Genomic DNA, 26,010 nt, shown 5'->3' with positions numbered 1-26,010 from the left:
TCGAGAACGGCCCGGTTCCAGGGTATCCTGGCGCCGGGCCGTTTTGTTTTGTTTGCCGTACCGCCTCGTCAGGCGTCGGACGTGGCAGCCATCTCGGCGAAGCTGGCGTCCACGGCGGCGAGGGTTTCCTCGATGTCCGCGTCGGTATGCTGGGCGGACACAAACCACGCCTCGTACTTGGAGGGGGCAATGAACACCCCGCGCCGCAGCAGGGCGTGGAAGAGGGCGGCGAAGCGTCGCCCGTCCGTCGCCTGCGCCCCCGCGTAGTCGCGGACGCGGTGCGATCCGAAGAACACCGTGAACGCGCCCCCGACCCGGTTGATGGTGATGGCCACCCCGTGCCGCTGCGCGGATGCGAGGATGCCCTGCTCCAAGGCAGCGCCCAGGCGGTCCATGTGGCGATACACCGCGGGATCGCGGAGCACTTCGAGACAGGCCAACCCCGTGCGCATGGAGGCCGGATTGCCCGCCATGGTGCCGGCTTGGTACACCGGCCCGAGCGGGGCCACCGACTCCATCACATCCCGCCGGCCGCCGTAGGCGCCGATGGGCAGCCCGCCGCCGATGATCTTGCCGAGGGCGTACAGATCGGCGTGCACACCGTACAATTGGGCCGCGGTCCCGTAGTGGAAGCGGAAGGCGGTGATCACCTCGTCGAAGATCACCAGGGCGCCCACGCGGTGCGCACGGGCGATGACCTCCGCCAGGTAATCCGGCCGCTCCGGCGGCACGATCCCGAAGTTGCCCACGATGGGCTCGACGAGCACCGCGGCCAGGTCCTCCCCGTGGACGGCGAGCGCCTCGTCGTACGCCTCGAGGTCGTTGTACGGCACCGTGATCACCTCGCCGGCGATGGCGCGCGTCACGCCCGCGCTGTCGGGCACGCCGATGGAGGACGGCCCCGAGCCGGCGGCGACCAGCACCGCGTCGGAGTGGCCGTGGTAACAACCGGCGAACTTGAGGATCTTGTTGCGGCCGGTCGCCCCGCGGGCGACGCGGATGGTGGTCATCACCGCCTCGGTGCCCGAGTTGACGAAGCGCACCCGCTCCAGGTCCGGGATGGCCGCCCGCAGCGTCTCCGCGAACTCCACCTCCCAGGTCGTCGGGGTCCCGTACAGGATCCCGTCGTAGGTAGCTGCCCGCAGCGCCTCCATCACCCGGGGATGGGCGTGCCCCAGCACCAGGGGCCCGTAGGCCGCCAGATAGTCGATGTACGTGTTCCCGTCCACGTCGACGAACCGCGACCCTTGGGCGCGCGCCATCACCACCGGCGTGCCGCCGCCCACCGATTTGAACGAGCGCGACGGGCTGTTCACCCCGCCGAGGATCACGGCGTCGGCGCGCTGCTGCCAGAGGTGGCTCTGTGTGAAATCCATCGCCTCTCCCCCTTCCGAATTCGAGTTCCATGGTATCACAACCCTGTGCGTCACATCCCTGCCTTTCGACACGCGCTCGCCGAGCATCCAGCCCTCCCGCATGCATGCCCTGCCGTGCGCCCAGCCACACTACGGAGAGGACGCTCCGACTTTGCACGGGAGGCGATGGCCGATGCGGGTGCGGGACACGGAGGGGGCGCGCATCCACCAGCTGTCGGACGCGCTGTACACACCCCGCCAGGAGGCGGAACAGGTGCTTGGCGGCGAGGAGGACTGGGATTGGCCGGAGGAGTGGGAACCGGCGCCGCGGGAGTGGAACCTTCGCCTGCAGCGGATGCGCCGGCATTGACAATGTTTCAGCCCTTCCGTATACTGGCCTGTATCATGATGAACAGCGATTCGATGACGGGGAAGAGTACCGTCCGCGCCTCGGCGTCCAGAGAGACCTGCCTGGGCTGGAAGCAGGTTCGCGGGCCTGGCGGGAAAGACACCCCCGATGAACCGGTGTGAACGGGTCCGCACCACCTTGGGGTTCAGCCCCCGTGCGGCACCCCAAAGCGCCGGCGGCGGCGCCCGTTACGCGCGAATGAGATGGACGAGCGCCCTGGGCGTTTTGTCCAAGCAGGGTGGCACCGCGGAACCACGCCCTTTCGCCCCTGCCCGATGGCAGGCGAAAGGGCGTTTTGATGTTCACGATATGGCCTGCGGGCCAGGACAGGAGGGACATGGCATGTTGACACAACGGCCGCGGGGGACGGCCGACATCCTGCCCGGCGAGAGCGGGCAGTGGCAGGCGATGGAGCAGATCATCCGCGACACGTGCGCGCTGTACCACTTTGAGGAGGTACGCACGCCGGTGTTCGAGCACACCGAGTTGTTCGCCCGCGGCGTCGGCGAGACCACGGACATCGTCTCGAAAGAGATGTACACGTTCACCGATCGCGGCGGCCGCAGCGTCACGCTCCGCCCCGAGGGCACCGCGGGGGTGGTTCGGGCGTTCGTGGAGAACAAACTGTACGGCCAGCCGCACACCGTCAAGCTCTACTACATCGGGCCCATGTTCCGCTATGAAAAACCGCAGCGGGGCCGCTGGCGGCAGTTCCACCAGTACGGTGTCGAGGTGCTGGGCCCCGAGCACCCGGCGGCGGACGCCGAGGTGATCGCCATCAACCTGGACCTGCTGCGGCGCTTCGGCCTGCGGGACCTGACGGTCGAGCTCAATTCCGTCGGCTGTCCGGTGTGCCGGCCGCGCCACCGCGAGCAGATGCTGGAGCGGCTGCGGCCGGTGGCCGACCGGTTGTGCGGGGACTGCCAGCAGCGGTTGGAGCGCAATCCGCTGCGCATCTTCGACTGCAAGAACGACCGCTGCCAGCAGGTGTTGGCCGAGGTGGGCGCCCCCACCATCCTGGAGAGCCTGTGCGACGACTGCCGCCGCCACTTCGAGCAGGTGCGCGCGTTCCTGGACGCGATGGACGTGCCCTATGTGCTCAATGACCGATTGGTGCGCGGGCTCGACTACTACACCCGCACCGCCTGGGAGGTCACGGTGCCCGGGTTCAGCTCCGTGGGCGGCGGCGGCCGGTACAACGGCCTGGTGGCCGAGGTGGGCGGGCCCGAGACGCCCGGGGTCGGGTTCGCCGGGAGCATCGAGCGCGCCTTGATGGTGCTGCGCGAGCAGGGGGGCGCGTTGCCGCAGGCGGCCAGGCTCGACGTGTGGGTGGCGGTGGCCGACGAGGCGGCGGAGGTGCCCGCCATGCGCCTTCTGCAGCGGCTGCGGTCCGAGGGGCTTCGCGCCGACCGGGACTACCTCGGCAAGGGATTGAAAGCCCAGTTGAAATCGGCCGACCGAATGCAGGCCGCCTACTGCGCCATCCTCGGCGCGGACGAGGTGGCGCGCGGGACGGTGACGCTTAAGGACCTGCGCACCGGCGTCCAGACGGAGGTGCCGGCGGAAGCCGTTGTCCATCACGTGAGCAAGGGAGGCATCGAGGATGGTTCGACAACCTGAGCTGTACCGTACCCATCGCGCCCTGGACGCGCTCGGCGTGCCCCCGGGCACAGAGGTGGTGCTCTCCGGCTGGGTGCAGCGCCGGCGCGACCTGGGCAGCATCATCTTCATCGACCTGCGGGATCGAAGCGGGATCATCCAGTTGGTCTTCGATCCCGCGCGCGGCACGCCGCCGGAGGTCATGGCGGAGGCGGAGCGGCTGCGCAGCGAGTACGTCATCAACGCGGCCGGCCCCGTGGAGCGGCGCGCGGAGCACACCGTCAACCCGCGGCTGGAGACGGGGACCATCGAGGTGCTGGTGCGGCGCCTCGAGACGCTCAACGCGGCCAAGCACCCGCCGTTTTACATCGAGGACGACATCGACGTGGACGAGGCGGTGCGCCTTCGCCACCGCTATCTGGACCTGCGCCGGCCGCAGATGCAGCGGATGCTGATGCTGCGCCACCAGGTGACGCGCGCCTTGCGGGAGTTCCTCGACGCGCGCGGCTTTGTGGAAGTGGAGACGCCCATCCTGACGCGCAGCACGCCGGAGGGGGCGCGCGATTACCTGGTGCCGAGCCGCCTGCAGCCGGGCGAGTTCTACGCCCTGCCGCAGTCGCCCCAGCTGTTCAAGCAGCTCTTGATGGTCGCCGGCCTCGAGCGCTATTACCAGTTGGCCCGCTGCTTCCGGGACGAGGATCTGCGCGCCGACCGGCAGCCGGAGTTCACGCAGCTCGACATCGAGCAGTCGTTCCTGTCCCTGGCGGAGTTCCAGTCGATGATGGAGCAGATGATGCAGCACGTTTTTCGGACGGTGCTCGGCGTCGAAATCCCGGTGCCGTTCCAGCGCCTGCCCTACCAGGAGGCGATGGAGCGCTACGGATCCGACAAACCGGATCTGCGGTTCGAGATGCCCCTGTCCGACCTGGCGGACATCGTCCGGGACGCCCCGTTTCGGGTGTTCCAGGACGCCATCGCACAGGGCGGGGTGGTCAAGGCCCTGGTGGCGCCGGGGTGCGCCGGATGGTCCCGCAAGCAGACCGACGAGCTGGTGCAGTTTGTGGGCACGTTCGGGATGAAGGGGCTTGCGCCCATCGCCGTCGCGGGCGAGGAGTTCCGCTCCCCCATCGCCAAGTTCTTCTCGCCGGAGCAGCTCTCGGCCATCGCCGGGCGCGCGGGTGCGGGCGACGGCGACCTCATCCTGATTGGCGCGGGGCCCCGGGCGACGGTGTTACAGGCCATGGGGGCGTTGCGGTCGAAACTGGGCCATGACCTCGGCCTCATCGATCCGGACGCGTTCCGCTTCCTCTGGGTGACCGACTTCCCGCTGCTGTCGTATGACGAGGAGGAGGGCCGCTGGGTGGCGGAACACCACCCGTTCACCATGCCCCGTTGGGAGGACATCGACAAACTCGAGTCCGATCCGGGGGCGGTGCGGGCGCAGGCGTACGACATGGTGCTCAACGGCTTCGAGCTGGGGGGTGGCAGCATGCGCATCTACCGGCGCGAGCTGCAGGAGCGCATGTTCCAGGCCCTCGGGTTTACGCCGGAGGAGGCGCACCGGCAGTTCGGCTTCTTGCTCGAGGCGTTCGAGTACGGCACCCCGCCGCACGGCGGGATCGCCTTCGGTATCGACCGGTTGGTGATGATCATGGGCAAAGGCAAATCGCTGCGCGACTGCATCGCGTTCCCGAAGACCTCGAGCGGCACCGATCTGATGACGATGGCGCCCTCAGAAGTCAGCCCAGAGCAGTTGGAGGTCCTGCACCTTTCGGTCAAGGGCCCGGCCGCCAAACCGCACGGGACGGCAGCGGCGGCTCCGCGGGGTTGACGCTTGCACTCGGATGCCGTCGGTGCTAGGATGAAGTCACAGCACAGCGGGGCAACCCGCGGCGCTCCCTGCGCTGTTCGTGTGAGCCTAATGCCGGTTATTTGAGCCAACACCGACCGAAAAGGGAGCTCGGGGTCTCGTCGGCGCGCACACGCCTCAAGGGCGTCGCCCTTCGTGGACGTGCAAGTCCGATGAGCAGGGCACCCACCTGCGAGAGAGCAGGTTCAAAACGGGGGCTTCACGGCAGAAGCGGGGTTTCCTTCCTGCGTGAACAGGGCGGCGTTCGCAACGTCGGCCGCCCGCCGAAAGGCAGTCCGTCTGGACTGCCTTTTTGAGTTGCCTGCGGGACTTGGGAAGACTATAATAGGCTAATGTTGAGTATATTAGTAGGAAATGGGGCGCTGAGATTGCCGGATTGGGTAGACCTGCGCAGCGATACGGTGACGAAGCCGACCGACGAGATGAGACGGGCGATGGCCGAGGCGGAAGTGGGCGACGACGTGTACGGCGAGGACCCCACGGTGCGCCGGCTGGAAGAACTGGCGGCAGAGATGCTCGGTAAGGAGGCGGGGTTGTTGGTCACCTCCGGGACGCAGGGCAACCAGGTGGCCATCGCGACCCACGCGGGCCGGGGGGAGGAGGTCATCGCCGAGGCGAATTCACACATCTTCCACTACGAGGCGGCCGCGGTGGCTGCCATCGCGGGGGCGCAGATCCGCCAGATCCCTGGCGTGCGCGGCGCGCTTCCGCCGGAGGCGGTGGCGCAGGCCATCCGGGAGCCGGATATCCACCATCCCAGGACGGCTCTGATTGAGGTCGAGAACACCCACAACCGCGCGGGGGGGACCGTCATCCCGTTGGACAACCTCCGAGCCCTTCGGGAGATCGCCGACCGGCACGGGGTGCCCATCCACATCGACGGTGCGCGGTTGTTCAACGCGGCCGTGGCGTCGGGCGTGCCGGCGCGCCGCTTCGCCGAGTTGGCGGACACGGTCCAAGTGTGCCTGTCGAAGGGCCTGTGCGCGCCGGTGGGATCGGTGCTCGTCGGCCCGCGGGACTTTATCGAAGCGGCGCGGCAGTGGCGCAAGCGGCTCGGCGGCGGGATGCGGCAGGCTGGCGTCATTGCGGCGCCGGGCATCCTGGCGCTGACCCAGATGGTGGACCGGCTGGCCGAGGATCACGCGAACGCCCGGGTGCTGGCGGAAGGGCTGGCCGAGGTTCCGGGCATGCGCGTGGACCTGGAGACGGTGCAGACGAACATCGTGCTGGCGGAGATCAGCGGGACGGGCCTGGCGGCAGATGCGTTTGTGGCGGCGCTCCGGCAGGAGGGCGTCCTCGCCTCCGCCTTCGGCGAGGGGCTGGTCCGTTTCGTGACGCATCGGGACGTGGATCGCGCCGGTGTCCTGCGCGCCCTGGACGCCGCCGCACGGGTCGCGAAGGGGGGCGTCCGGGCCTGATGGATCTGTTCGAGGCGCAGGCTCAACGCGAGCAAGAGCTGGAAGCGCCCCTGGCGCACCGCATGCGTCCGCGCACGCTCGACGAGGTGGTCGGACAGGCGCACGTGGTCGGGCCGGGGTCGTCCTTGCGGCGGGCCATCGAGACGGATCGCCTGCGGTCGGTGATCTTTTACGGGCCGCCCGGCACCGGCAAGACCACGCTGGCCCACGTGATCGCCCGCGCCACCAAGGCACGGTTTGCCTCTCTCAACGCGGTCTCCTCCGGCGTGGCGGACATCCGGCACGTCATCGAGCAGGCCAAGGAGGAGCGGCGCCTGTACGGGCGGCGGACGGTCCTGTTCATCGATGAGATCCACCGCTTCAACAAGGCCCAGCAGGACGCGCTGTTGCCGTTCGTGGAGCGTGGGTTGGTGACGCTCATCGGCGCGACGACGGAAAACCCGTATGTGCAGGTGAACGCGGCGCTCGTCTCCCGCTCCCAGGTGTACCGGCTCGATCCCCTGGACGCGGCGGATATCCGGCAACTGCTGGAGCGGGCCTTGGCGGACCGCGAGCGGGGGCTCGGGGCGTACGACGCGACGGTGACGGACGCGGCGCTGGACGTCATCGTCCGCTTCGCGGCGGGAGACGCCCGGCGCGCGCTGAACGCCCTCGAGTTGGCGGTCACGACCGCGCCAGTGGGGGCGGACGGGCGCGTCGAGGTGGACGAGGACCAGGCGCGTGCGGCTATTCAGCAGCGCCAGGTGGTGTACGACACCGGCGGGGACGAGCATTACGACACCATCTCGGCGTTCATCAAGTCGGTGCGCGGATCGGACGCCGACGCCGCCATCCTGTGGCTGGCGAAGATGCTGACGGCGGGCGAAGACCCGATGTTCATCGCCAGGCGCCTGGTCATTTTGGCGGCCGAAGACATCGGCCTGGCGGATCCCCAGGCCCTGCCGTTGGCGGTGGCGGCGATGCACGCCGTACAAGCCATCGGCATGCCGGAGGGGCGGATCCCGTTGGCGGAGGCGACGGCGTATCTGGCCCGCGCGCCCAAGTCGAACGCCGCGTACCGGGCCATCAACGAGGCGATGCAGGACGTGGCGCAGGGACTGCCCCTGACCGTTCCCCCCCACCTGCGGGGCACGGGGTATCGGGGCGCCGAGCAGTTGGGCAGCGGAATTGGCTACCGGTATCCGCATGATTACCCGGGTCACTGGGTGGAGCAGGACTATTGGCCGGTAGGGGTGGCCCCGCGCAAATACCTGCGGGAGGATTTACAACAACAGGAAGCACACAGGGAGGCGACGCCGTGAAGATCTCGACGAAAGGCAGATACGGGCTGATGCTGTTGGTGGACCTGGCGATGCACGAGACGGGTTCACCGGTCTCGTTGAAATCCATCGCGGAACGGCAAGGACTGTCGGAGCACTACTTGGAACAACTGATTGCGCCGCTGCGCAACGCGGGGTATGTCCGCAGCATCCGCGGGGCGTACGGCGGCTACGTCCTGGCGAAACCGAAGACCGAGATCACGGCGGCCGACATCATCCTGACGTTGGAGGGACCGCTGCATTTGGTGGACGAGGATGTGGAAGACGGCCTGGACGAGCTGTGGGAGCGCCTGCGCCAGGCCATCCTGTCGGTGCTTAAGTCGGTGACCCTGCAGGATCTGGTGGAGATGAAGGAGAGCGGTGCCGATTCGTACATGTACTACATTTAATCGGTCGGGCCCGCTTCGCCATGCGGAGGCGAATGCAATGGTGTATCTGGACAATGCCGCCACGACCCCGCTGCTGCCTGAGGTGCGCGAGGCAATGGCGCCGTACCTGGACGAACGGTTCGGAAATCCGTCGAGCACACACCGGTTCGGCCGCGATGCCCGCGCCGGCATCGAGGCGGCGCGGCGGCAGGTGGCCGAGGGTATCGGCGCGCGCCCGGACGAGGTGGTCTTCACCAGCGGAGGGACGGAGTCGGTGCACCTGGCGCTCGTCGGCGCGTGGCTGGCCGCGGGGGCGCGCCGCCACGTGGTGACCAGCCAGGCGGAGCATCACGCGGTGCTTCACACCTGTGACTTCCTCCAACAGTTGGGGGCGAAGGTGACCTTCGTGCCTCCTGGTCCGGATGGATCGGTGGGCGTGGACGCGGTGCTCGAAGCCCTTCGGGAGGACACGGGCGTCGTGAGCCTGATGCGGGTGAACAACGAGACCGGCGCCATCACGGACGTCGACGCCATCGCCCGCGCGGTGAAACGGGTCCATCCGGACATCGTGGTGCACTCCGACATGGTACAGGCCCTCGGGGCGGTGCCGGTCGCCTTGGCGGATTCGGCGGTCGATCTCGCCAGTTTCTCCGCCCACAAACTGCACGGTCCCAAGGGGGTCGGGGCGCTGTACGTCCGCAAAGGCACCCGTTGGCAGCCCGTCCTGCGCGGCGGATCCCAGGAGCGAGGCCGGCGCGCCGGGACGGAGCACGCGGCGGGCATTGCCGGCTTCGGCGCGGCGGTGGCCCGTCTGACGGGGTCCGCGGCGCACGGGAAGCGTATCCGGCGGGCGCGGGAAGCCTTTCTCGCTGCGCTCGAGGGGTTGCCCGGGGTTGCGTACAACAGCCCGCCGTCGGGGGTTCCTGGGATTGTCAATCTGGCGTTCATCGGCATCCGCGCGGACGTGTTGTTGATGCGCCTGGATCTGGAAGGGGTCGCGGCGTCGGCGGGCGCGGCCTGTACGGCGGGCAGCCCGGAGCCGAGCCACGTCCTCATGGCGTGCGGGCATACGGAGGCGCGGGTTCGTTCGTCCGTGCGATTCAGCTTCTCCGAGTTGATTGAACCGGAAGAGGCGGCATGGGCGGGCCGGACGGTACGGCGGGTGGTGGACGCGCTTCGGCAGTGAGGTGCCGATGCGCGCCGACGGGAGGCGGAGGCTGGCGGATTTCCGTTTGCTGGCTTGCCTTTCACACCCGGCTGCGCTACCATGAAGGAGGTCGCCCAAGTAACTCACCTTTTTTCAGCGCTACATTCTGGAATCACCCCCGAGCAGGCTGCGGGGGTCGTCGTGTGCCGTCCTGCGCCTGTTTACTGATTTCCACTTCTGGATACGCTAAGAGTATCATGTAAGGTCTTCCCAAAGGAGATTGAGTCATGCGCTGTCCACACTGTCACTGCAGGGATATTGGAAAGATCGGTGCGAATCAGTATTACTGCTGGGGTTGTTTCAAGGAGTTCAACGTGTCGGGCGATGACATCAAGGTGTACGAGGTCGCGGAAGACGGATCCCTGGTCGCTGTGGAGTACTCGCCGGACTCGCTCGAACTGGGCACCGGCACGGTGTGAGTCCTTGCGGCGCGGACGGTCGGAAGCGGTGAGCAGCAGATGGTGAAGAAGGGCTGCGGGGCGCACCTGGCGCGCGTGCCGCAGCCCTTCGCCTGTTTACAGGTGCAGCCCGGCGAACGCGGCGGCGAGGCCGAGCACGCCGGAGGCAGCCAGGTACACCAGGGCTGCCCGGGTCCGTCCCTCGCGCATCAACATGGTGAATTCGTAGGAGAACGTGGAGAACGTCGTATAGGCCCCGCATATCCCCGTGCCGAGCAAGAGCACGGCGGCCTGCTCGTGATTCGGAAACCAGCCCGACGCATGGCGCGTGATGACGCCGAGCAGGAACGAGCCGCTGACGTTGATGAACAGCGTCGCGACGGGAAACGACACCGCCCAGCGCTCCCCGATCCACTTCGACAGCTGGTACCGCAGCAGGGCGCCCGCGACGCCCCCGATGCTCACCCACAGGATGCCCACTCCTCACATCTCCTCGTCGTCTGGTCTCGTCGGCACCCAGCGCAGGGCGGCCTGCCGCGATGCCACCCAGTATCCGAACGCGGCGGCGAGCAGGCCCCCGGCGAAGGTCAGAAGCAGATACAGGCCTGCCCATCCGTACAGTTGTGCCGCCGTCAAATTCCAGACATCGACGGTCAGCGTGGAAAACGTGGTGAACGCTCCGACGAATCCGGTGCCAATGCAAAGGCGCAGGTGCGGGTGAACAGGCAGGCGTTCCAGCGTCAGCGTGTAGAACCACGAAAGGAAGGCGCTGCCGGCGATGTTGATGATCAAGGTCGCGACTGGAAACCCGTGCAGGGTACCCACCCACTCGCTGATGAGGTAGCGCGCCACGGCGCCCAGCAGACCCCCGATGGCCACGGCGAGGTACGGCATGCCCGTCTTCCCCCTCTGCGCCCGCACGGGCGCGTCCCGTTACGGTGCCAGTATACGGGCTTTGTTGCCAGACAGGCAAATGTCCGCTGGGACAACTGCATATACTGGCTGTGAATGGACACGCCGCCAAAGGGGGGAGGGGCTTGGACGCGTCCACGAAATACCTTCGCACGGTCCTGTCCTTGCTGGCGACCCTCGCGTGCCTGTGGCTGATTGCCCAACTGCGCAGCTTCCTGCACGACCTGTGGACCATCCTGAAGGTCGTCGCCATTCCGTTTCTCGCCGCGATGGTGGTCACCTATCTGCTGCAGCCGGTGGTCGAATTGCTGGTCCGGCGCCGGGTGCCGCGCGGGATGGCCATCCTCATCATCTACCTGATGTTCGCTGTGCTGGCCGTGGTCGTCATCCTGCAGGCCATCCCGGTGGTGTCCCGCCAGTTGACGCAGCTCGGGCAACACTTGCCGGACATGATTCGGCAGGCGGACGGCTGGATTGACGGCGTCGCCGCGCGCCGGCACTATCTCCCCGACGCGCTGCGCCGCGGCGTCGAGACCGCGTTGGCACAGGCGGAGCAGCATCTCACCCACTACGTCACCCGCGCCGTGTCCATGTTGACGTCCACGGTGGGGGCGGTGTTCATGGCATTCGTCGTGCCGTTCCTCGTCTTCTACATGCTCAAAGACGGGCGCGCCCTGGGACGCGCGCTGTTGCACCTGGTTCCGCGCCCGTACCGGGACGAGGCGCGCGAGATCCTGATGGACATCGACACGACCCTCGGGCGTTACGTGCGCGGGCAGATGTTGGTGATGATGGCGGTGGGAGTGTTGACGTACGCCGGTTACCTGGTCGTCGGCATGCCGTACGCGCTGCTCTTGGCGGTCTTCCTCGCGGTGATGGACGTCATTCCGTACCTCGGCCCGTTCATCGGGGCGGCGCCGGCCATCCTCTTGGCGCTGACGGTCAGCCCGCAATTGGCGCTGAAGGTCCTGGTCGTCAACGCGATTGTCCAACAGCTGGAGGGCAACCTGATTCAGCCGCAGATCATGGGGCGCACCCTGGATCTGCACCCGATGGCCATCGTCGCCGCAGTGCTCATCGGCGGCGAGGTGGGCGGGGTGCTCGGCCTGGTGTGCGCGGTGCCCCTCTTGGCCGTGGCGAAGGTGGTCTACACAGGGGTGCGCGCGCTGTTCCGCCGGCCCTGAGACGATCGCCACCAGGCGGCGTCCGCGGCCGCCCCCGACCGCGCCCGCTTGGGGTACCCGCGCGTTTGACAAGCCGCATCCGTTCTTTTAGAATACGGGGCAATACCGGAAAGCGATGCGAGGAACGAGTAAGCTTGCCCCCGATGGCTCAGAGAGGGTGCCCTTTGGCTGCGAGGCGCCCCCATCGACAAGCTGAAGCCAGCCTCAAGCGCGCGACACGACGGGGTTCGCCCGTTACAGCGAAGCAGAGGGACAACCCGCAGGCAGGCTGCCCGCAGGGTTGTAATCAGGGTGGTACCGCGAGACACGCCTCTCGTCCCTGTCGGGACGAGAGGCGTTTTGGCGTGCGGGAGGCGCACATCGCTCCGGTCAGACGCGGTTGGAGGGACATGGCATGAAGCGACTGTCTGCGCAAGAGATCCGGGATTCGTTTAAATCGTACTTCGCGGAGCGGGGGCATCTGGTGTTCCCGAGCGCCAGCCTGGTGCCGCACGACGACCCGACCCTGCTCTGGATCAACGCCGGGATGGCACCGCTCAAACCGTACTTCGACGGGCGCGAGATCCCGGAGCGCGCGCGCATCGTCAGCGTGCAGAAGTGCATCCGCACCAACGACATCGAAAACGTCGGCTACACGGCCCGGCACCAGACGATGTTCGAGATGCTCGGCAACTTCTCGTTCGGCGACTACTTCAAACGGGATGCCATCCGCTGGGCCTGGGGCTATCTGACCGAGGTGCTCGAATTGGAACCGGAGCGGCTGTACGCGACGGTGCATCACGAGGACCAGGAGGCGTACGATATCTGGCATCAGGAGATTGGCCTGCCCAAGGAGCGCATCGTGCTCGGGGACGAGGACAACTTCTGGGAGATCGGCGAGGGGCCGTGCGGGCCGTGTTCGGAGATCTATTATGACCGCGGGCGCGAGTTCGGCTGCGGATCGCCCGACTGCAAGCCGGGCTGTGATTGCGACCGGTTCCTCGAGATCTGGAACCTGGTGTTCACCCAGTTCAACAAGGAGCCGGACGGCTCGTACACGCCGTTGCCGAAGAAGAACATCGACACCGGCATGGGCTTGGAGCGGATCGCCTCGGTCCTGCAGGGTGTGCCGAACAACTTCGAGACCGACCTGTTCCGCCCCATCATCGCCGAGGCCGAGCGCGTCGCCGGCGTCCCGTACGGGGTGGACGCGGGGCGCGACGTCCATTTCAAGATCATCGCCGACCACCTGCGCACGGTTGTGTTCGCCGTCGGCGACGGGGTTCTGCCGGGCAACGAAGGGCGCAGCTACATCATCCGCCGGCTGTTGCGGCGGGCGGTGCGCAGCGGACGCAAGCTCGGCGTCGAGCGCCCGTTCTTGCACGAGCTGGCGCCGGCGGTCGCCGAGGCGATGGGGGTCGAGTATCCCGAGGTGGCGGAGAAGCTCGAGTTCATCCAGCGCGTCGTGCGCACGGAGGAGGAGCGGTTCCTCGAGACGCTGTCCGAAGGCGAGGCGCTGCTGCAGGAGACCTTGGAGCGTTTGGCGGCGCAGGGGGACCGGGTGCTCTCCGGGCAGGACGCCTTCCGGCTGTACGACACGTTCGGCTTTCCGATTGACCTGACCGAGGAGATCGCCCGCGAGCACGGGATCTCGGTGGATCGCGACGGGTTCCAGCGCGCGCTCGACGCCCAGCGCGAGCGGGCCCGGGCGGCGCGCCAGACGGCGGAGGGGATGAACAGCGAGCGCGGCGTCCTGGAGACGCTGACGGTGGAGAGCCGCTTCGTCGGCTATGATCAACTCGTGACGGACAGCCGCGTCATCGCCCTCGTCCAGGGGACGGACGCGGTGGAGGCGGTCGGCGAAGGGGAGGAAGCGGACCTGCTGCTCGACGTGACGCCCTTCTACGCCGAGAGCGGCGGCCAATTGGCGGACCGCGGCCGCATCGTCGGCGACGGGGTGGAGGCCGAGGTCCTCGACGTGAAGAAAGCGCCCCACGGCCAACACCTGCACCACGTGCGCGTCGTGCGCGGCCGGCTCACCGCCGGACAGGCGGTGCGGGCCCAGGTGGACGAGGCGTGGCGGAAAGACGTGATCAAAAACCACACCGCCACCCATTTGTTGCACAAGGCCCTGCGCGAGGTGTTGGGCGATCACGTTGCCCAGGCGGGATCGCTGGTGGCCGACACCCGGCTGCGCTTCGACTTCTCCCACTTCGGGCCGCTGACGCGCGAGGAGCTGGCGGAGGTGGAGCGGCGCGTCAACGACGCCATCTGGCGGGACGAGGTCGTGGAGATCTTCGAGACCGACCTGGAGGACGCCAAGGCGATGGGCGCGATGGCGCTGTTCGGCGAGAAATACGGCAAGCGGGTGCGCGTGGTTAAGGCCGGGGAGTACAGCATCGAACTGTGCGGCGGATGCCACGTGCCGCGCACGGGGGTCATCGGCCTGTTCCAAATTGTCTCGGAAACCGGCATCGGTTCGGGGGTGCGCCGCATCGAGGCGGTGACCGGGCGCTGGGCGTACCAATACGTGCGCGAACGGGAAGCGCTCATCGAACGGGTGGCGGATCTCTACAAGGTGCCCGCTGGTGAGCTGGTGAACCGGGTCGAACGGGCCTTGGAGGAGACGCGCCAACTGGAGCGCGAGCTGGAGTCGGCAAAGGCCCGCCTCAGCCGCGGCGTGGCGGCGCAGTTGGCGGAGCAGGTGCAGGATGTCGGCGGCATCCCGGTGGTGGCGGCCATCGTGCCGGACACCGACATGGACGGGCTGCGCATTATCGTCGACGAACTGGGCGATCGCCTGCCGAGCCACGTGGTGGTGCTGGGGACGGCCGGCGGCGGCAAGGTGCAGCTGGTGGCGGCCGTATCGAAGGATCTGCAACAGAGAAAACTGCACGCAGGCCAGATCGTCAAGCAGGTCGCCCAACTGACCGGGGGCGGCGGCGGCGGCCGGCCGGACCTGGCGCAGGCGGGGGGCCGCGACGCCGACAAACTGCCGGGAGCCATCGCGAAAGTGGCGGAAATTGTCCGCCAGGGCGCAGGAATCTTGCCGACCGAGGCGAAATAGTGTCTAGCATCACCGCGAAGCTCACGGTGGAGCGAGGTGACAGACGTGGAATTCGAACAGACCATGCGGTTCTCGCCCAAACCCGAGAACGAGGAGGCCAAGCGGGCGTTTCAGTTGGCCTACCGGGCTCTGTCGGAGAAGGGCTACAACCCGGTCTATCAAATCGCGGGATACCTCATCTCCGGGGATCCGGCGTACATCACCAACCACCTCGACGCGCGCAACACCATCCGCCGCATCGAACGCGACGAATTGATTGAGGAGCTGGTGCGCTCGTACGCGGAGCACCACAAGCATGAGAACCCTGGGCGTTGACTACGGTTCGGCGCGGATTGGGCTGGCTATCAGCGATCCGACGGGGCTTTTGGCACAGAGCCTGACCGTCCTCGCGCGCGAGAGCGATGACCAAGCGGCGCGGGCCATCCGGGAGATGGCGCGCGAGCACGGCGTGGAGGAGATCGTCGTCGGCTATCCGCGCCACATGAACGGCTCCGCCGGTGAGCGGGCGGTGCAGAGTGAAGCCTTCGCCGAGCGGCTCAGGGCGGAGACCGGATTGCCTGTCGTGCTGTACGACGAGCGGTTGACGACGGTGGCGGCCGAGCGGATGCTCATCGCCGCCGACGTGAGCCGCCGGCGGCGCAAGCAAGTGATTGACGCCGTTGCGGCGACCGTGCTCCTGCAGGGATATCTCGACTGGAAGCGCAGCCACACGCAGAAGCGAGGAGGAACGGATTGAACGAACAGACCCCGATGCAGGCGTCCGCACCGCAGTCCCGGCGTTGGCTGTGGCGAGTCCTCCTCGCCGCAGCGTGTCTCCTGGTCCTCGCGGCCGCAGCGGCAGGGGCCTGGGTATGGCAGGCGTTGAGGCCCGCGGCGGGCACGGGGGCGGCGGACATCACCATCCGTCCCGGTGAGCCGTTGGCCGAGGTGGCGGATGATCTGGCGGCGGCCGGATGCATTCGAAGCGCCGGTGTGTTCCGCCTGTACGCGCACTGGAGCGGGCAGGCCGGGCGTGTTCAGGCAGGACACTACCGGATCGCCCGCGGATTGCCCTTGCCGGTAGTGCTGGCGCAGTTGGTCGGCGGCGACGTGGTGTCGGACACGGTCACCGTCACCATCCCGGAGGGGTTCACGGTGACCCAGATTGCGGACCGGCTGCAGGCGGCGGGTGTGTGCAGCCGCCAGGCTTTCCTCGACGCGGTCCAGCACGACGACTACCCGTTCGACTTTGTCAAGGCCATCCCCGCGAATGCGAAGATCCAATGGCGGCTGGAGGGCTACCTGTTCCCGGACACGTACCAGTTCACTCGCGGCGAGAAGGCCCACGATGTGGTGGCGGAGATGTTGCGGACGTTCGACGCGCGGGTGACGCCCGAGATGCGTGCCACGGCCAAGGCGGAGGGGAAGACGCTGCACCAGGTCTTGACCGAGGCTTCCATGATTGAGCGGGAAGCGCGCGTGGACAAGGAACGGGCTGTGATTGCCAGCGTGATTGAAAACCGGTTGCACCAAACGCCGCCGATGAAGTTGCAAATTGACGCGACGGTGGAGTACGTTTTGGGGCACCGGGACGTCTTGACCGACAAGGACCTGCAGGTGGACAACCCGTACAACACCTACCGGTATGCGGGCTTGCCACCGGGTCCGATTGCCAATCCGGGTCTGGCGTCTATCGAGGCGGCGCTGCATCCGGCGCACACGTCGTATCTGTACTATGTCGTGAAAAACGACGGGAGCGGCGAGCACTTCTTCGCGACGACCTACGCGCAGCAGTTGCACAATGAGGCCGTCAGCCGGGCGAATCTCAAGGCACATTCGTGAGCGCCCGGTTCGGGGGTCCGTGCGGCGGGAGGCTACCGGGCACAGGGCGCCGGCGGCCGGGGCGCCGATGGTGGCGAGCGTGCATGACGCGCACGAGATTGGGACATCCTCCCGGTGATGCGAATCGGGAGGGGTGCGGGGACCCGTGCGCAGGCGGTTGTGGTGGCTCATGGCTTTTCACGGTGTGTTGACAGCCGTCCTCACGGGACGGCTGTTCGTGTTGTCCGTCCTCCCCGATTGGGGACCGGCAGGTCGTGCGGGGCCGGGTGTCCGCCTGCGGGCGCAGGCGGAACACCTGCGGACGGTGGCGACGGACGATGGGCGCGGCCGCATCCTGTACCGCAACGGGCTGCCCGTGCGGACGGGATCGGATCCGTTGTTTGGTTCGGTGGGCCTGCCGGACCGCTGGCCGGACCCGGACCGCCCGGTCCCGGAGCAGGGCAGATCCGGCCTGCAGCACCGGTTCGACCGGGTGCTGGCGAGCCGGCGCGCGGGGCACGTGGGACTGTTGGAGGACGCCGGCGGGCGGCCGCAGGGCTTGCTGTACCGGCTCGCGCCCGAACCGGGCCTGGACGTGCGGACCACGCTCGATCCCGCATGGCAGCGCGTTGCGGAGGCAGCGCTTTCGGAGCACGGAGTGGCGGAGGGCGCGGTCGTCGTGCTCGACGTCTCCACCGGGGAGGCGCTCGCCGTGGCGAGCCGGAGCCGGGACGGGGGCATCACGGCGGTGCGAACGTACACCCCCGGCTCGGTGTTCAAGCTGGTGACCGCAGCCGCGGCGCTGGAATCGTTTCGGTTCCGCGGCGGGACGAGGTTCGTCTGCCGCGGCGAGGCCGACATCCCCGGCGTGCGCATGCGCTGCTGGCGGGTGCACGGGGTGCAGACCCTGGCCGAGGCGCTGGCGGACTCGTGCGACGCGGTGTTCGCCGGCGTGGGGGTGCGCGTGGGCAGGCCGGGCTTCGAGGAGATGGGGCGGCGGTTGCATTTGGCGGAGCCCCAGGTGCAGACGGGCTTCGGCGGCCGTGTGTTGGCGGAGGCTGAGGGCGGCCGCGTGTTCGCCGGGGGTGGAGACGACAACGGGCGGATGGCCAACACGGCCATCGGACAGCAGGATGTACGCCTGTCGCCGCTCGTGGCGGCGAATTTGGCGCGCACCATCGCAGCAGGCGGGCGGTGGCGGCCGGTGCGCCTGGCGCTCGGCGCCGAGCGCGGGGGCCGGACGCTGGCGGTGTTTCCGGGAGGGGACGACGAGCGGGTGGTGTCCCCGTACACCGCCGCCTGGTTGGCGGACGCCATGCGGCAGGCGGTGGCATCGTCCGCCGGGACGGCCCATGCGTTGGCCGGGCTCCCGGTGGCGAGCGCGGTGAAGACGGGCACCGCGGAGCGGCCGGATGGGCGCGTCAACGCCTGGATCGCCGGGTTCGCCCCGGCGACGGCGCCACGCATCGCCTTCTGCGCCATGGTCGCCGGGGAGCGGTCGGCGCGGGCGCACCGCCAGGTGTTCGGGTTGACCTCCGACCTGCTGCGCGCCTGTGCCCGGTTTGATCCGGCAAGCGCTGCCGGAGGGGTGGGGGTTACCGGAGCGGCGGGGATTATCGGAGCGGCGGGCGCGGCACGGGTCGGGGAACTTGGGCGGGATGCCCGCATCAATCCGTTGCCAAGCAGCGGGATCGACAGTATGATGGTAAGGGGCTGGAGGCGCGGAAAGCGGCTCCCAAAGGAGTGAAACGACTCGATGGACAGTTCGTCTGTCAACAGTCCTAGTCCGGAACTGAATACGGGGAGAGGGACAGCTCTGCCTGGGTCCGGCGGGAGCGATGGGCGGCTGTGCGCATCGAGGGCGCCCGCGCGGACCTGATGAGGGTCTGTCAACTCTCCCGGAAAGGGGAGTTGATCAACGTGGGCAAGAAGAACTACTACGTCAAGCCGCAGGATCTCGATCACAACGGCGTCCGCCTGGAAGGCTTCGACATCCCCATCAATGAGGACGACGTCAAGCGGATCGACCGTTTGGTCAACCATTACGAGAGCCGGATCATGGCGCATCTGGACGAGGAATACCTGCGCAAGACCACGTGGGCGGACCGCCTTGCGGATCGCATCGCGAAGTTCGGCGGCAGTTGGGTGTTCATCATCAGTTTCGCCGCGTTTCTGGCGCTGTGGATGATCTGGAATTCTCTTCGTTTTACCTGGCATTTTGACAAGCCTCCGTTCATCCTGTTGAATCTCATCCTGTCGTTCATCGCGGCGTTTCAGGCGCCCATCATCATGATGAGCCAGAACCGCCAGGCGGCACGCGACAAGCACGAATCCATCATCGACTTCGCCATCAATTACAAGGCGGAGCAGGAAATTGACGACATGCAGAGCCACCTGCACCGCATCGAGGGCAAACTGTACGAGTTGGAGACCCTGCTCCTCAGTCTGAAGCAGCCTGCGCACGCGGAGTCGGACCCCCAGCCGGTCCGCGCCGGGCGGGCATCCGGCAGCGCCGAATAGGCGCTGTTTTTTTGTACTTGCCGCCGGCACCGGGCGCGGCCTGACGCCGGACCAGACAGGCAGAATCCTCCGTCCCCTGTCATACGTATGGAGAGTGGCGAATGACGGGGGGCGATGCGCATGACCGGATTGTTCACCCTGTTGGCTTTGGTCTTGAAGGACGTCTCCGTATTCGTCTCCTATGTCAAGCATCACGCGTTTCCCCAACCGCTCTCGGCCGAGGAGGAGGCGGAGTGCATCCGCAAAATGCAGGCGGGCGACCAGAACGCCCGCAACACATTGATTGAGCACAACCTGCGGCTGGTCGCCCACCTGGCCAAGAAATTCGAGAGCTCGGGCGAGGAGATGGACGATCTCATCTCCATCGGCACCATCGGCCTCATCAAGGCGGTGGAGAGCTACACGCTGGACCGCGGGACCAAACTGGCGACGTTCGCAGCCCGGTGCATTCACAACGAGATCCTGATGTACTTGAGGAGCACGAAGCGTCACCGCAGGGACGCGTCCCTGCACGATCCCATCGGCGTCGACAAGGACGGAAACGAGATGACGTTGGCGGACCTGCTCGGGTCGGACCCGGACGACGTCATCCATGAGGTCGACCTGTCGTGGGAAAAGCAGAAGGTCTTCGAGCACCTTCCCCTGTTGCCGGAGCGCGAGCGGGAGGTGTTATGCAAACGGTTCGGCATCCTCGACGGGGAGGAGCGGACGCAACGCGAGATCGCCGCCGAGATGGGGATTTCCCGCTCGTACGTGTCGCGCATCGAGCGCAAGGCCCTGAACAAACTGTACGCCCAACTGCGCAGCGGCAAGGGGTTGTCGTGATTTTGCCTGCCTTGCCCCGGTGTGCTACATTGGGGATCACGGCGGCGGCTGCCGGACGTTTTGTCGGGCGGCCGCGGTGGGCCGCGCTGTGATGGGGGATACCTTGGGCGGGGACGGAGAGACGGTATGCCGAGTTTCTGGGAGCGCTGGATGCCGGACGAGTACGTTGCGTCGGTGCACGACATCGACTTGGACCGTCTGCACCGGCAGGGCCGGCGCCTCATTTTGTGCGATTTGGACAACACGCTCGTGCCCTGGAACGATCCGCAGGTCCCCGAGGCGCTTCGGGCGTGGATCCGGCGAGGGCAGGCGTTGGGATTTTCGTTTTGCATCGTTTCGAACAATCGCGGGCCGCGTGTGTCGCGCTTCGCGAAGGAATCCGGCCTGCCGCACATCGCGGCGGCCCGCAAGCCGAAACCGGCGGCGTTCCAGGAGGCCATGCGCCGGTTCGACGCGCGACCGGAGGAGACCGTGATGGTCGGTGACCAACTGTTCACCGATGTGCGCGGCGGGAACCGGTGCGGCCTCCACACCATCCTCGTGTTGCCCATCCACCGGCGGGAGTGGTGGGGGACGAAGGTGCTGCGGATCGCCGAGCGGTTCGTGCTGAACCGTCTGCGCGGGCGCGGGCTGCGGGCGCCGGAGCGGCAGGCGGGCCAGGCAGAGAGGAGCGGACAGGATTGGCTGAGGGATCGGTCGTGATCTGCGCCGGATGCGGCGCGCCGCTGCAGTCGGAGATGCCGGAGGCGCCCGGATACGTACCGGCCAGCGCCTTCGACCGGGACAAGCCGGTGTGCCGGCGGTGTTTTCGCATCCGGCACTATGGCGAATTTGTCCCGGTGGCGGTGTCCCCGGATGCGTACCGGCAGGCCGTGGCGGGCATCGCGCGGCATCCGGGATTGGTCCTCTACGTGCTCGACGTGTTCGACCTGAGTGGATCCATGGTGCCGGGCCTCGCGGAACTGGTGGGGACAAGCCCGGTGTGGGCCGTGGTCAACAAGGTGGATCTGCTGCCTGCGGAGGTGCGTCCCGACGCCCTGGCCCGTTGGGTCCGGCGCTTGGTCGAGGAGCGCGGGGTCCGCTGTGACGGGGTGTGGTTCGTCAGCGGCCGGACGGGGTTCGGGATGGACTCACTGCTGTCGGCGTTGGACGAACGGCGGGAAGACCGCGTGTACGCCGTCGGGATGGCGAACGTCGGCAAGTCGACCCTGTTAAATCGCTTGATCCGCGCAGGCCGCGCCGAGCCGGTGCTCACCGAATCGCGGATGCCCGGGACCACCCTCGGCGTGGTCGAAATGGCAGGGACGCTGCCGTCTGGGCGCGCCGTGTCGTTCGTCGACACTCCGGGTCTGATGCACGGAGGGCGGGTGATTGACCGCCTGTGCGCCGATTGCCTCAAGCGGGCGGTGCCCTCGGCCCGGCTGCGCCCTCGCGTCTATCAGCTCAATCCACGGCAGACCTTGTGGATTGCGGGGTTCGCCCGCTTCGACTTCGTGGCGGGGGAACGTCAACCGATTGTCGTGTGGGTGAGCAACGACCTGGTGGTGCATCGGACCAAGCTGGAGCGGGCCGACACCATCGGGGAGGAGCGGTACGAGGAAGTGCTTCAGGTCCCCTGCCCGGACTGCCGCGCGCGACTGGGCGAGCTGCGCCCGCTCGTCGTCGGAGCGGGCCGCCACCGGGGCGGTGGCCGGACGCGCATGGATGTGCCCGTGCCGCGTCAGGGATGTGACGTGGTGCTGGCGGGCCTCGGCTGGATCACGCTGTTCGGCCGCGATCTCGCCGGCCGGCTGTTCGTGCCGGAAGGGATCCAGGTGACGGTGCGGGAGCGGATGATCGGCGGGGTGACCCGCCAAGCCGTGCGCCGCCATCCGAACGCATGAACCCCGGACCACCCGAATACACCTAGAGTACAACGCCTGGGCCTCCCGGCGGCTGCCGTGGAGGATGGGGGTTCGGGTGGTGACCGAATGGGGGAAGAGACGAAGAGGCACGTCGTGTTGCCCGTGTGGAGCGAACGTTCTTCTTCCTGCACGTTGTCGGTCGAAGGGCTGATTGGGCGGTTGCAGCGCGTGGTGCGCCAGGCGCGGGTACAGCACCCGGACCTGGCGGACTACCGTCTGCACGACGTCCACCTCCGTATCGAGGGCGGGGAACTGCGTGCGGTTCTGGACTTTCGCAAGTGAGCGCAAGGCTTTGCAGCGCACGGGAACTTCCGCGGGGCGCTGCTTTTTTATTTGCGATTTCCGACGGTTGTGCTATAGTGCCGATGATGAGGGACAGGCTGGCCATCGGTTGCCGGGGAGGGGTTGTGCGTGCGGTTGTACGGGGTGCTGGGGTGGCCCGTGGGCCACTCCGCTTCGCCCGCGATGATGAACGCGGCGTTCCGGGCCGCGGGTCAGGCGGCGGTGTACATGTCCTTCGAAGTGGCGCCAACGCACATCGCTGCGGCGGTCGAAGGGTTGAGGGCACTCGGAGCGGGCGGGTTCAACGTAACCATCCCGCACAAACAGGCGGTGTTTTCGCTGCTCGACGAGGTGACCGACACGGCCCGGATGGCCGGCGCCGTCAACACGGTCCGGGTGGACCCCGGCGGGCGCCTGTGGGGACACAATACGGATGTCGACGGTTGGTGGGAGAGTGTCCGCCCGCACCTCGAAGGCATTCCGGAGCGGGTGGCGGTGCTCGGCGCCGGGGGCGCGGCCCGCGCGGTGCTCACGGCGTTGGCGCTGCGCGCCCCGGGTACGCGGGTGGCCGTCGCTGCGCGGAGATTGGAGCGTGCGGAGGCATTGGCGGTCCAGTTTGGCGATTGGCTGCGGGTGCAGGTATTCCCGTGGGCCGACCGGCATGCGTGCGTGGCCCAGGCGGACCTGGTGGCGCAGACCACGCCCATCGGCATGTGGCCCGAAACGGACGCCGCTCCGGTGGAGGACGGCCGGTGCTTCCGCGCCGGGCAGGTGGTTCAGGACGCGGTGTACCGGCCGCTTCGCACCCGCTTCTTGGAGGAGGCGGCCGCCCGGGGGGCCACGGCCGTCGATGGGCTGTCGATGTTGGTCGAACAGGGCGCTCTGGCGTATGAGCGCTGGTTCGAGGCGCCCGCTCCGCGTGCGGTGATGCGGGCGGCCGCTGAAGAGGCGGTGCGACACGGGCCGCAGGGGGACGCGGCCCGCGCCTGAGCGCTGCCCCTGGGGAGAAGGGGGACGCGGAAGGAGGAGCTCATGGCTGGTCAAACCCTGACCGGAAAACAGATACGGACGTTGCGCGCGCTCGCCCATCACCTGAGGCCGGTGGTACAGGTGGGAAAGGCAGGCGTGACCGCCGGCGTGATTGAACAAGTCGAAGAGGTTCTGGAGGCGCAGGAACTGATCAAGGTTTCGGTCCTCGACACGAGCCCGCTCGAGCGCGACGAGGTGGGAGACATCCTGGTGGAGGAGACGGGTGCATCGTGGGTGCAGTCCATCGGCAGGACGGTGGTCCTGTACAGGCGGAGCAGGGAAAACCCGCAGATTCAACTGCCGCCCCCCTGAACCGGGTGGTCCTGTTCGGCGGCACGTTCGATCCGCCGCACGTCGGCCACCTCACCATGGCGCAGTTGGCCTGGGAACAGACGGGCGCGGACGAGGTATGGTGGCTTCCGGCCCCGGTTCCGCCGCACAAGGCACATCAGCAGGTGGACGACTACGGGGGGCGGGTCGAAATGGTCCGCGCGCTGATTGACGGGTATCCGCATCTGCGCCTGTGCGACATCGAAGCGAGCCTGCCGAAGCCGTCCTACACGGTGGACACGGTCCGGGCGCTTCAGACGCTTCATCCGCGGGTGTCGTTTTCGTTCCTCGTCGGGTCGGACAGTCTGGCGCAGTTGCCCAACTGGGGACGGGCGCAGGAACTGGCCCGCGCGATTCCGTTTTGGGTCGCTGTTCGCACCGGTTGGCCGTTTGACGAGACGTATGCGGCCAGCCGGGAACGGCTGCCGGAGCTGCGGGCGGAGCGGCTGGAGATGCCGATCCTCGACGTGTCCTCGACGTTCCTGCGCGAACGGTTGGCCCGCGGACTCCCCGTCTGTGGCCTGGTTCCCGACCGGGTCCTGCGTGTCTGGAATAAGATCCATGCATAACGGAATGGCGCATCGCCTTCATGGTGGCGAGCGGGAGGTGGACGCGTGGAGGAAACGGAGATCCGCGAACGGGTTCGGCGAGAATTGAGCCCGGAGCGGTTTCGCCACACCGAGGGCGTCGTGCGTACGGCGGAGCGACTGGCCTTGCGGCACGGCGCAGACCCGGAGAAAGCGCGTTTGGCGGCCTGGATCCACGATGTGGCACGGGAGTGGGAATGGGCGCGGTTGGTGGACACCGCTCGCCGTTTTGAGGTGGAACCGGCGTTCTTTGACGTGCCGGCCGTTCTGCACGGCCCCGTGGCCGCAGGCCTGGCCCGGGAGTGGTTCGGGGTGGACGACGAGGACATTCGGAACGCGATCCGCTATCACACCAGCGGCCGGGTCGGGATGACGCGCCTGGAAATGGTGCTGTGCCTGGCCGACGCCATTGAGCCCGGCCGCCGCTATCCCGGCGTGGACAGGCTGCGCACAGTGGCGGAAGAGGATTTGGAGCGGGCGCTGGCGGAGTCCTTCGACGCCACCTTGACGTATCTCATCGCTCAACGTGCGCCGATCTTCGAATTGACCGTCCGTGCGAGAAACGATCTCTGGCGGCGGGTGCTCGGCGCGGACGGGCGCGGTGCGCCGTTGGCGCCGAACGAAACCAAGGATTGGGAGGAACGCGAATGACCCATTCGGTGGACCACATCGCGCTGGAGGCCGCGTCTGCGGCAGCCGACAAGAAGGCCAAGGACATCGTCGTGCTGGACATTCACGATCTGACCCCGGTGGCCGATTACTTCGTCATCTGTTCCGCCAACTCAGGCACCCAGGTGGAGGCGGTGGCCCGGGCGGTGACGGACAAAATGGCGCAGCTCGGGGTCCCCTGCCGCGGGACGGAGGGGATGGATGAAGCGCGCTGGGTGTTGTTGGACTTCGGCGATGTGGTGGTGCACGTGTTCCGGCCCGAGGAGCGGGAGTTTTACCACCTGGAACGGCTGTGGGGCGACGCCCGCCAGGTTCCGTTCGAGATGGCGCAGTGATTCGGCCGGTTTCGGCCCGCGGGCGGATCCGGCGGGCACCGTGGAACCGCGTGGGGCCCGCGTGGCGCGGGGGCGGGCGGCGTTACGCCTCGTCCTCCCCCACGCGTGCCAAATAGGTCTGAAACACGGCCAGTTGTTCGGGGTGTTCGCTGAAATACAGCACCAGTGCCTGCAGGGCACCGAGCGTGCTGGGACTGACGTGGTGTTCAATCCCCTCGACATCGCGGCGGATGACGTCTTCGTGGACGCCGAGCATGCGCAGAAAATCCTCCAGCATGTGGTGGCGTTCCTTGATCCGCTTGCCGGTCTTCTGGCCGCGGGAGGTCAACACGATGCCGCGGTACTTCTCGTAGGTGACGTAATCGTTCTCGCCCAGCTTCTGCAGCATTTTGGTGACGGATGAAGGCTGCACGTCCAGCGAGGACGCGATGTCCGACACGCGTGCATACCCTTTTTCCTTCATCAGTTCGTAGATCTTCTCCAGGTAATCCTCCATGCTCGGCGTCAACACGAGCAAAACCTCCGCACATTGATTCCTTTATCTTAGCGGAGTTCGGGCTCGGCTGCCAGATCGGATTTCCATTGTCAAAATCATCATAAGCCCGTACAGTAGCGAACAGGAACTCCCCGCCGCGCTGGCGAAG

The 26,010-nt window shown here is 67.4% G+C and carries 28 protein-coding genes and 1 other RNA gene; 25 read left to right on the top strand and 4 right to left on the bottom strand.

Going from position 1 to position 26,010, the window contains the following annotated elements; genetic code table 11:
* Window positions 1-68: 68 nt before the first annotated feature.
* Complete coding sequence (locus BM357_RS12410) at window positions 69-1,376, bottom strand: glutamate-1-semialdehyde 2,1-aminomutase (RefSeq protein ID WP_074953787.1); 1,308 nt, start codon at window positions 1,374-1,376, stop codon at window positions 69-71.
* Window positions 1,377-1,548: 172 nt separating this feature from the next.
* Here BM357_RS12410 and BM357_RS19890 point away from each other — a divergent pair, with 172 nt between their 5' ends.
* From BM357_RS19890 to BM357_RS12370, 9 genes are all read left to right on the top strand, one after another.
* Window positions 1,549-1,725, top strand: coding sequence for a hypothetical protein (locus BM357_RS19890; protein ID WP_175511520.1), 177 nt, complete (start codon window positions 1,549-1,551; stop codon window positions 1,723-1,725).
* A gap of 381 nt (window positions 1,726-2,106) precedes the next feature.
* Window positions 2,107-3,384, top strand: a complete 1,278-nt coding sequence (gene hisS / locus BM357_RS12405) for a histidine--tRNA ligase (protein ID WP_074953784.1) — start codon at window positions 2,107-2,109, stop codon at window positions 3,382-3,384.
* Window positions 3,368-5,194 carry an aspartate--tRNA ligase gene (gene aspS / locus BM357_RS12400; RefSeq protein ID WP_074953781.1) on the top strand — a complete coding sequence of 609 codons (1,827 nt, stop codon included), beginning with the start codon at window positions 3,368-3,370 and terminating at the stop codon, window positions 5,192-5,194. The genes hisS and aspS overlap by 17 nt, the downstream gene beginning before the upstream one ends.
* 62 nt (window positions 5,195-5,256) lie before the next feature.
* Window positions 5,257-5,454: non-coding RNA, 6S RNA (gene ssrS / locus BM357_RS12395), on the top strand.
* Between the two features lie 111 nt (window positions 5,455-5,565).
* Window positions 5,566-6,651, top strand: a complete 1,086-nt coding sequence (gene ltaE / locus BM357_RS12390) for a low-specificity L-threonine aldolase (protein WP_074953778.1) — start codon at window positions 5,566-5,568, stop codon at window positions 6,649-6,651.
* The gene (locus BM357_RS12385) at window positions 6,651-7,952 is read left to right on the top strand and encodes a replication-associated recombination protein A (RefSeq protein WP_074953775.1); all 1,302 of its coding nucleotides are present in this window, start codon (window positions 6,651-6,653) and stop codon (window positions 7,950-7,952) included. Before ltaE ends, BM357_RS12385 begins: the two co-directional genes overlap by 1 nt.
* Window positions 7,949-8,359, top strand: a complete 411-nt coding sequence (locus BM357_RS12380) for an RrF2 family transcriptional regulator (protein WP_074953772.1) — start codon at window positions 7,949-7,951, stop codon at window positions 8,357-8,359. Before BM357_RS12385 ends, BM357_RS12380 begins: the two co-directional genes overlap by 4 nt.
* 37 nt (window positions 8,360-8,396) lie before the next feature.
* The gene (locus BM357_RS12375) at window positions 8,397-9,524 is read left to right on the top strand and encodes a cysteine desulfurase family protein (RefSeq protein ID WP_074953769.1); all 1,128 of its coding nucleotides are present in this window, start codon (window positions 8,397-8,399) and stop codon (window positions 9,522-9,524) included.
* 248 nt (window positions 9,525-9,772) lie between these two features.
* On the top strand, window positions 9,773-9,964 hold the full coding sequence (locus BM357_RS12370; RefSeq protein ID WP_074953767.1) for a hypothetical protein: 192 nt from the start codon (window positions 9,773-9,775) through the stop codon (window positions 9,962-9,964).
* A 96-nt stretch (window positions 9,965-10,060) separates the two neighbouring features.
* Here the strand turns inward: BM357_RS12370 and crcB (BM357_RS12365) are convergent, their stop codons facing one another.
* Window positions 10,061-10,423: a fluoride efflux transporter CrcB gene (crcB, locus tag BM357_RS12365; RefSeq protein WP_245783979.1), complete on the bottom strand. Its 363-nt coding sequence runs from the start codon at window positions 10,421-10,423 to the stop codon at window positions 10,061-10,063.
* A 3-nt stretch (window positions 10,424-10,426) separates the two neighbouring features.
* Window positions 10,427-10,837 (bottom strand): fluoride efflux transporter CrcB, encoded by a 411-nt coding sequence (gene crcB, locus BM357_RS12360; protein WP_074953764.1) that lies wholly within the window; start codon window positions 10,835-10,837, stop codon window positions 10,427-10,429.
* Between the two features lie 143 nt (window positions 10,838-10,980).
* Between crcB (BM357_RS12360) and BM357_RS12355 the strand changes: the two genes are divergently transcribed.
* The 16 genes from BM357_RS12355 (at window position 10,981) to rsfS (ending at window position 25,366) form a co-directional block, all read left to right on the top strand.
* Window positions 10,981-12,039 carry an AI-2E family transporter gene (locus tag BM357_RS12355; RefSeq protein ID WP_074953761.1) on the top strand — a complete coding sequence of 353 codons (1,059 nt, stop codon included), beginning with the start codon at window positions 10,981-10,983 and terminating at the stop codon, window positions 12,037-12,039.
* A 394-nt stretch (window positions 12,040-12,433) separates the two neighbouring features.
* Window positions 12,434-15,085, top strand: a complete 2,652-nt coding sequence (alaS, locus tag BM357_RS12350; RefSeq protein ID WP_074953758.1) for an alanine--tRNA ligase — start codon at window positions 12,434-12,436, stop codon at window positions 15,083-15,085.
* Window positions 15,086-15,148: 63 nt separating this feature from the next.
* Window positions 15,149-15,400: an IreB family regulatory phosphoprotein gene (locus BM357_RS12345; RefSeq protein WP_074953848.1), complete on the top strand. Its 252-nt coding sequence runs from the start codon at window positions 15,149-15,151 to the stop codon at window positions 15,398-15,400.
* Window positions 15,381-15,821 (top strand): Holliday junction resolvase RuvX, encoded by a 441-nt coding sequence (ruvX, locus tag BM357_RS12340; RefSeq protein ID WP_074953754.1) that lies wholly within the window; start codon window positions 15,381-15,383, stop codon window positions 15,819-15,821. Before BM357_RS12345 ends, ruvX begins: the two co-directional genes overlap by 20 nt.
* On the top strand, window positions 15,818-16,906 hold the full coding sequence (gene mltG / locus BM357_RS12335) for an endolytic transglycosylase MltG (RefSeq protein WP_245783978.1): 1,089 nt from the start codon (window positions 15,818-15,820) through the stop codon (window positions 16,904-16,906). The genes ruvX and mltG overlap by 4 nt, the downstream gene beginning before the upstream one ends.
* A 145-nt stretch (window positions 16,907-17,051) precedes the next feature.
* Window positions 17,052-18,632 (top strand): penicillin-binding transpeptidase domain-containing protein, encoded by a 1,581-nt coding sequence (locus tag BM357_RS12330; protein ID WP_074953751.1) that lies wholly within the window; start codon window positions 17,052-17,054, stop codon window positions 18,630-18,632.
* A 173-nt stretch (window positions 18,633-18,805) separates the two neighbouring features.
* Entirely contained in the window at window positions 18,806-19,405 is a 600-nt protein-coding gene (locus BM357_RS12325) for a DUF1003 domain-containing protein (protein ID WP_083430482.1), read from the top strand.
* Between the two features lie 120 nt (window positions 19,406-19,525).
* Complete coding sequence (gene sigK / locus BM357_RS12320; RefSeq protein ID WP_074953749.1) at window positions 19,526-20,230, top strand: RNA polymerase sporulation sigma factor SigK; 705 nt, start codon at window positions 19,526-19,528, stop codon at window positions 20,228-20,230.
* 126 nt (window positions 20,231-20,356) lie between these two features.
* Window positions 20,357-20,932 (top strand): YqeG family HAD IIIA-type phosphatase, encoded by a 576-nt coding sequence (locus BM357_RS12315; RefSeq protein ID WP_074953747.1) that lies wholly within the window; start codon window positions 20,357-20,359, stop codon window positions 20,930-20,932.
* A complete protein-coding gene (gene yqeH / locus BM357_RS12310; protein ID WP_074953744.1) occupies window positions 20,911-22,113 on the top strand; it encodes a ribosome biogenesis GTPase YqeH in 1,203 nt (400 codons plus the stop codon). The genes BM357_RS12315 and yqeH overlap by 22 nt, the downstream gene beginning before the upstream one ends.
* 87 nt (window positions 22,114-22,200) lie before the next feature.
* Complete coding sequence (locus BM357_RS12305) at window positions 22,201-22,416, top strand: hypothetical protein (RefSeq protein WP_074953741.1); 216 nt, start codon at window positions 22,201-22,203, stop codon at window positions 22,414-22,416.
* A 129-nt stretch (window positions 22,417-22,545) separates the two neighbouring features.
* Window positions 22,546-23,406, top strand: a complete 861-nt coding sequence (gene aroE, locus BM357_RS12300) for a shikimate dehydrogenase (RefSeq protein WP_074953738.1) — start codon at window positions 22,546-22,548, stop codon at window positions 23,404-23,406.
* A 42-nt stretch (window positions 23,407-23,448) separates the two neighbouring features.
* Window positions 23,449-23,757 (top strand): ribosome assembly RNA-binding protein YhbY, encoded by a 309-nt coding sequence (gene yhbY / locus BM357_RS12295; protein WP_074953736.1) that lies wholly within the window; start codon window positions 23,449-23,451, stop codon window positions 23,755-23,757.
* The gene (nadD, locus tag BM357_RS12290) at window positions 23,676-24,344 is read left to right on the top strand and encodes a nicotinate (nicotinamide) nucleotide adenylyltransferase (RefSeq protein ID WP_083430474.1); all 669 of its coding nucleotides are present in this window, start codon (window positions 23,676-23,678) and stop codon (window positions 24,342-24,344) included. The genes yhbY and nadD overlap by 82 nt, the downstream gene beginning before the upstream one ends.
* A gap of 45 nt (window positions 24,345-24,389) precedes the next feature.
* Window positions 24,390-25,013 (top strand): bis(5'-nucleosyl)-tetraphosphatase (symmetrical) YqeK, encoded by a 624-nt coding sequence (yqeK, locus tag BM357_RS12285; RefSeq protein ID WP_074953734.1) that lies wholly within the window; start codon window positions 24,390-24,392, stop codon window positions 25,011-25,013.
* Window positions 25,010-25,366, top strand: coding sequence for a ribosome silencing factor (gene rsfS / locus BM357_RS12280; protein WP_074953732.1), 357 nt, complete (start codon window positions 25,010-25,012; stop codon window positions 25,364-25,366). Before yqeK ends, rsfS begins: the two co-directional genes overlap by 4 nt.
* An 82-nt stretch (window positions 25,367-25,448) precedes the next feature.
* Here rsfS and mntR read toward each other — a convergent pair whose 3' ends face one another.
* Window positions 25,449-25,877, bottom strand: a complete 429-nt coding sequence (mntR, locus tag BM357_RS12275) for a transcriptional regulator MntR (protein ID WP_074953729.1) — start codon at window positions 25,875-25,877, stop codon at window positions 25,449-25,451.
* Between the last annotated feature and the right edge of the window lie 133 nt (window positions 25,878-26,010).

The organism is Paenalicyclobacillus macrosporangiidus (assembly GCF_900116805.1).
In the GTDB taxonomy this organism is placed as follows: domain Bacteria; phylum Bacillota; class Bacilli; order Alicyclobacillales; family Alicyclobacillaceae; genus Alicyclobacillus_H; species Alicyclobacillus_H macrosporangiidus.
The sequence above is the reverse complement of the archived record's forward strand: the minus strand, read 5'-3'. Positions and strand labels throughout refer to the sequence as shown.